Genomic DNA, 6,367 nt, shown 5'->3' on the forward strand with positions numbered 1-6,367 from the left:
TCCAGAACTTGAATCTGATCGGCACTGTAACTACTCGTCATGTAAGGGATTCTCCAATAAAAGCTTAGAGCCGTTGCAATTCTCGAAAAATGAGAAAACACACTCAAAGTGTAGCACAAAAGCCTTATAGGCGGCTACAGGTCAATTTCATGAGTCATTTGGATAGGGGATGTAGCTGTCTATATTTGCTATACTTTTCGTCCATGACGTTGACAGAACCTTTTGCATTCAGTTCCCAAAAAAGAGTGCTGTTACCCTATCTCATCAGTGGGTTAATCATGAATCGGCTGAAATTTCTGGCAACATGCAACGTGTAAACCACAATTGTTACGCAAAAATGGGTGAGAACAGACGCCAAGACTGTTTCAGGAATCAATTTACTTGATAGATCAGGATGGAGTTTTTCAATAGTCAGCAACCGGGTTTGATCACCATTTGTGGTGCGACAGCAACAGGAAAGTCGGGGTTAGCTCTAGCTTTAGCGCAGCGACTGAATTCGGTAATCCTCAGCGCTGACTCTCGCCAAGTTTATCGGGAGTTTGACATTGGTACTGCCAAGCCTTCAGTGGGTGAACGGCAGCAGGTTCCTCATTATTTAATAGATATCTGCGAACCTACAGAAACGTTGACTGTAGCAGACTACCAAAGGCAAGCCCAGGAACTGATTGCTCATTTCCATGCACAGGGTACAATTCCCTTACTAGTTGGTGGGACAGGTTTATACATCCGTTCGGTGGTACAGGGGATGAAAATTCCCCGAGTTGCACCACACAATGAATTGCGATCGCAACTTTCTTCACTCGGTCAAACTCAGCTTTACCAATTCCTCCAACAAGTTGACCCCGCGGCGGCCCAAAAGATTCACGCCAATGACGAACTGAGGACATTACGGGCACTAGAAGTATTTTATGTCACCGGATGCCCAATTTCCCAGCAACAAGGCGAGAATCCTCCCAACTATCCAATTCTTCAGATTGGCTTGGAATGTAGCGACTCCAATGTCCTCACCCGCCGTATTGAAACGCGAACCGAGCAAATGATAGCTGCGGGTTGGGAAGCAGAGGTGAAAGCCCTTTGCCAGAAATACGGTGCTGATTTACCACTACTAGATACTCTAGGTTATCGAGAAATGAAACAATATCTGGCGGGTGATATTTCTCTTAGCCAAGCGAAAGAACTAACCGTTTTGCACACTCGCCAATTTGCCAAACGACAGCGCACTTGGTTTCGGGCTTATCCGGAAATTGAATGGTTTGAGGCAGATGAGCCTGCTCTGATTGAACTCGTCTGGCAGCATATACAACCGTTCGATTCCCCTCTATCAGTATTCTCCTAAATTAACCTAATCCAAGGTAATGATTAATCCGCAAATGATACAATTCGACATTACTCATCACTTTGAATTAATCCAAAAATTGCATAAAAGCGGAAGAACAAAAGAGGCTATATCAGCAGCAGAAAACGCATCGCAACTTTTCCCCGAAGAGTACTTATTCAAGCTTCTCAAAAATCTGCTTATTCCGATTGTGTATAAGGCACCTGATGAAATATCACTGTATCGTCAACGATTTGAACAAGGGTTAAAAAAATTAATTCAGCAAATCTCTTTAAACGCTCCTGAGGAGAAAACAAAGGCTCTAGAAGGAATTACTCACGTTACAAACTTTTATTTAGCCTACCAGGCTGGCAACGACCGCGAGTTGCAACGGCAGTATGGAAATTTGGTTCATCAAATTGCTGCTGCCAATTATCCCAACTGGGTCAAACCCCGGTCAATGCCTCCCCTTGGTAAAAATCAAAAGATTCGTGTTGGTTACATTTCAGGATATCTGCATAATCATAGCGGAACATATTGGTTGCTAGGCTGGTTGCGTTACTGTGATCGAGAAAAGTTTGAAATTTACTGCTATTACATCCAAAATCAGCCAGATACAATTACGCGAAACTTCCAGGAATATAGTGATGTATTTTATCATATTTCGGGAAATATAGAAGCAGTCTGCCAGCAAATTTTGACTGATGATTTACATATTCTCGTCTTTCCAGAGCTGGGAATTGATGCACTAACCTTTTCAATCGCTGGGTTGCGGCTTGCTCCTGTGCAATGTACAGATTGGGGATACCCAGTAACATCTGGGATACCCACGCTCGATTACTATATATCCAGCAAACTAATGGAACCTGAGAATGCTCAGGAGCACTACACAGAGACACTGATTTGTCTACCAAATCTGGGTATTGCTTACCCCAAAATTGATGTTCCTCTATCAACAAAAAATCGCTCTGATTTTGGGTTGCGGGATGATGCAGTTGTTTATTTGTGTTGCCAAGCTCCTTATAAGTACTTACCTCAGCATGATTTTATTTTTGCTGAAATTGCTCAGCGTGTTCCGCAAGGTCAGTTTGTATTTGTTCGTGCAGAGCTTTTACAGCAGCGACTTCAAGAGACTTTTGCTGCTGTTGGTAAGAATAGTCGAGATTACTGTGTGTTTATCCCGTTTCTCAACCATGAAAATTATTTAAGGCTTAATTCAATCAGTGATGTTTGTTTAGATACCTTGGGTTTTACGGGAGGTAACACAACCCTTGCTGCACTTGCCTGCAATTTGCCAGTGGTTACTTGCCCTGGTAAATTTATGCGTGGGCGAATGTCCTATGGAATGCTAAAAATGTTGAGATTAAGTGAAACAATTGCTAAAAATGAAGCAGAATATATTGAAATTGCCGTGAGATTGGGGCTAGAACCTGAATGGCGGCAGCAGATTGTACAGCACATAGCAGAGTACAAAGATTGTCTCTTCGATGACAAAGTTTCTGTAGCTGCGCTTGAGGAATTTTATCAAAAAGTTGTTAGGGAACATCTGACGCAGAGCAAGGGCTATCTATGATTTGATTAAGTATCTAGCATCTTAAAGGTTGGTGAACCATGAGTTAATGTCTTGTGGAGAGCGCTATTTCTAGGTTAGTTGATTGGGGTGGGTAAGTTGCGATCGCAGACAAAGTTTCGTATATCTGCAAGTCATGAGAATGTGCGATAGCTCTGTAATACCTATTCTTCCCATAGCCAGTTAAAAAAATTCGCTCCATCCCCGTTCATCGGCGTCCAGCTGTGGTTTCAAGAAAAAAGCGATGCGCATATGCGATCGCCTCTGTGATTCTAGAAAATATATGCGGCTTTTTGTAGGGGCAGGGCAGCGTAGATATCTCGGATTCATGCTGATTATTAATGATGCTATGCCCCTATAGCTATGGATATGGCTTTTCTTACTGCCAAACAAATACCTTGGCTTCATACCCTCCAAGGTCAACCATTATTTGATTATCCCCAGCCTCCACATCATAATTAGCAGTCCACTCGTGCCAAGTGCCATTCTCAGGAAAATTGGGAATCGTATAACCCGCTAAGAAGTCATCTGAAAAATTGGCAACGACGACAACACGAGAACCTTCTTCATTCCAACGACTGTAGGCTAATACCTTAGTTTCTGGATTTTCGTGGATGAAGTCAATGTTTTCCGTGTAGAGGGCATGATTGCTTTTACGAAGATGAATTAAGCCTTTGCAAAACTCAAACAAACCGCGATTTAGGTCATGACCGAGTAACGTCCAATCGATTTTGGCTTGTTCTTGAGTTTTATACTTATACTCACCAAACTCTTCTCCCATCCAGAGAAGGGGCACTCCTACAGCTGTCATCGTGATGACAGCACCCAACCTCCTACGCTTAAATGCTTCCTCATCCAAAATGCCGCGATCGCCTAATTCTGCTAAAACATGATTGTGGTCGTGATTGGTTAGGTAATTTACAACATTGGTGGCACCCATAAAACCTTGCCGCTTGCAATCAATCACATCCTTGAGGCGTTCTATATCAAATGTGTCACCGCAGATATGTTCCAGAACGCAGTGATAGAAACTATCATGCCAGCAGCCATCCATCGGCCCATCTGCATTGGTAATGCTAGTGGTTTCAGGAATGTGTTCGGCAACGGTGTAAAAAGGCTTCATGCTAGCCGCTTGTTTGGCTTCCTGAACAATCCAATGCATGAAATCGTAGTTAGCAATTTGCCGTGCTGCGTCGAAGCGAATGCCGTCGATGTGATACTGCTCAACCCAAAAGCGTACTTGGTCGCCCATAAACCTACGCGCTGGGTAAGTTTCTAGATTTTCGTCATAGAATTCGTAATTAAACTCTGGCCCCCAGTTGTTATCAGGGTCGCGGGGAGAGTGGTGATACCAGTAATCGTGGTCAATTTGCGTCAGAGGACTTTCGGCTTCTGAGTGGTTATAAATCCCGTCCATAATCACACGAATTCCACGCGCATGGCACTCATCAATGAGGTGCTTCAGCTGCTCAGTGGTGCCATAGCTGGATTCTGTAGCGAAGAAGTACCGAGGGTTATAGCCCCAGCTATGATCGCCAGGATACTCTTTGACAGGCATCAACTCGATCGCGTTAATCCCTAAGTCGGCTAGGTAATCTAATTTTTCAACAACATGTTCATATTTGCCTCTAGCGTAAGGGTCAGCCTCACCACCGGAGAAGTCGCCAACATGCAATTCGTAGATGACTAATTCATGATCAGCCGGTAATGGCTTGTCATCGTGTTGCCAAACGTAGGTATCAACAATCTTTTGACCATCTTTAATACGGACAACACCGTTTTGCGTAGGGTCATCAATATCGGTCGCATAGGGGTCATTGACATCTACCCATTGATCCGGTTCAAAAAACCAAGATTTCGATTGGACGCGGAACTTATACTGATAAACTCCATCCTCAAGCTCAACCTGAGTCCGGAAATAACCATCTTTACCTTTCTTCATCGAAATTTCGTTCCAATTGGAAAAAGACCCGATTAAAGAAGCTCCTTTGTTATAAGGAGCGAATAATGAAAACTCAATTGAATTAGCCATTAGATTTATGAGGGAAGTTTTTAAACAAGCTCAGCTGTATTGTCAGAGTTATTTCTTGGTTACAACATCCCTCTAGAGTAAGATATTTCTTGAGTTAGAATCTAAGTTAGCAATAAATAAGATTCAAATACATCTCAGTTTTAAATATTTGAGTACTACTTTTTAACCCTAATTACAAGAATTTTATTGAAACAAAAATTTCACCTAATACATGACACATAAAAATAGCTGTAAAAGCCCCTGTAATACAAGGGCTTTTTAATTTTTTTAAAACAATATCGATTTTTAATCTTTTTTGTGGCTTTGTTTGCCACCTTCGCGACCAATCTCAGCCATGTGTTCGCGATCTTGGCTTACCGTTTCACCACCCTTGCGACCAGCTTCTCTGGCTTCCTCAGAGGTAAACTCATGGGCTGTACCCTTCTGGTGGGCAGCTTTTCCACCCTTGCTAGCAATTTCTCTTTGCTTTTCCTCATCCATAGAGGCAAATCCACGCTTGCTTGTGTCTGACATAGCAGTACTCCTGTTTTTTCAGGGTTTTGAATTTTGCATCTTCAGTCTAAAAGGATAGAACTGCTATCTCTTCTCTCTGAAGAAGGAGGAGTTATCTCTTTCTAATGACTGAGGTAACAATTAATGGAACCTGGTGTATTCCTGAATAAAACAGCACTGATGATAGCTAATATTAGCTCCTCCCAAAGAAGGGATAATAAAGTAAAACTACCCTAGCAATTCTTTTTATAAAAGAGTAAAAATTTGATTTTATTTGGTTCAAGCTAGCCCCCTACTAGTCTCTCATAGCGAAAGGCAGAAGGCTTTTATGTTTATTACTGCTACGTGGTCGTTTCATCTGATTTTGCCCGAAGCTTTCTCTTGCCAAGCTTCGATATATTTAGTTAAGAACTGGCAGATACTATGACGGTAGTGATCTAGTCTATCCATGTTAGGACTAAGCGATTCTCTTGCCAGAGGCTTACGCTAACGCAAATTCGGTTAAGGGGCGCTTACTCGGATGCTGAAAGCCCAGAACAATGTCTTCGGGGGGAACTCCAGCATCTAATAACTCATTGGCAATGCCCTGCTTTGTCCAATCTTCCTCAATCCAAATTTTGCCGTATTCGATGCGGAGGTAGACCGTCACGCCAAAATCTCGACGCTTGTTATCCCAGCCTACATGAAACCAGAAATAATGATCGCGCTCCTCATCAAAGGAAACACATTCCTTTACACCCGGTTGATTCGCACCTGCCGCCCAATCTCGATATTCGGTTAGAATTTTTTGGATGATTTGGCGATAGTGATTTAGCTTATCCATTGCACAATCTCCTGTTCATCAATATTAGACCTCTTGCATAAATCCTGGAAAGCCCCCTAAATCCCCCAATTCTGGGGGACTTTAAATTCTATTCCCCCCAAAATTGGGGGGCTAGGGGGGCGAAAATAGGCTTTT

5 protein-coding genes are annotated in these 6,367 nt (G+C 42.7%); 2 read left to right on the plus strand and 3 right to left on the minus strand.

The window, feature by feature from the left end; genetic code table 11:
- Positions 1–394 precede the first annotated feature (394 nt).
- Positions 395–1,336: a tRNA (adenosine(37)-N6)-dimethylallyltransferase MiaA gene (gene miaA / locus V6C93_RS34875; RefSeq protein ID WP_333481284.1), complete on the plus strand. Its 942-nt coding sequence runs from the start codon at positions 395–397 to the stop codon at positions 1,334–1,336.
- A 19-nt stretch (positions 1,337–1,355) separates the two neighbouring features.
- Entirely contained in the window at positions 1,356–2,888 is a 1,533-nt protein-coding gene (locus tag V6C93_RS34880) for an O-linked N-acetylglucosamine transferase, SPINDLY family protein (protein WP_333481285.1), read from the plus strand.
- Positions 2,889–3,264: 376 nt separating this feature from the next.
- Here V6C93_RS34880 and V6C93_RS34885 read toward each other — a convergent pair whose 3' ends face one another.
- The 3 genes from V6C93_RS34885 to V6C93_RS34895 all read right to left on the minus strand — a co-directional run bounded on the left by V6C93_RS34885 (position 3,265) and on the right by V6C93_RS34895 (position 6,232).
- Positions 3,265–4,917, minus strand: a complete 1,653-nt coding sequence (locus V6C93_RS34885) for an alpha-amylase family glycosyl hydrolase (protein ID WP_333481286.1) — start codon at positions 4,915–4,917, stop codon at positions 3,265–3,267.
- 285 nt (positions 4,918–5,202) lie between these two features.
- Positions 5,203–5,430: a KGG domain-containing protein gene (locus V6C93_RS34890; RefSeq protein ID WP_333481287.1), complete on the minus strand. Its 228-nt coding sequence runs from the start codon at positions 5,428–5,430 to the stop codon at positions 5,203–5,205.
- A gap of 460 nt (positions 5,431–5,890) precedes the next feature.
- On the minus strand, positions 5,891–6,232 hold the full coding sequence (locus V6C93_RS34895; RefSeq protein WP_333481288.1) for a XisI protein: 342 nt from the start codon (positions 6,230–6,232) through the stop codon (positions 5,891–5,893).
- Positions 6,233–6,367 lie beyond the last annotated feature (135 nt).

The organism is Allocoleopsis sp. (assembly GCF_036703385.1).
Classification (GTDB): domain Bacteria; phylum Cyanobacteriota; class Cyanobacteriia; order Cyanobacteriales; family Coleofasciculaceae; genus Allocoleopsis.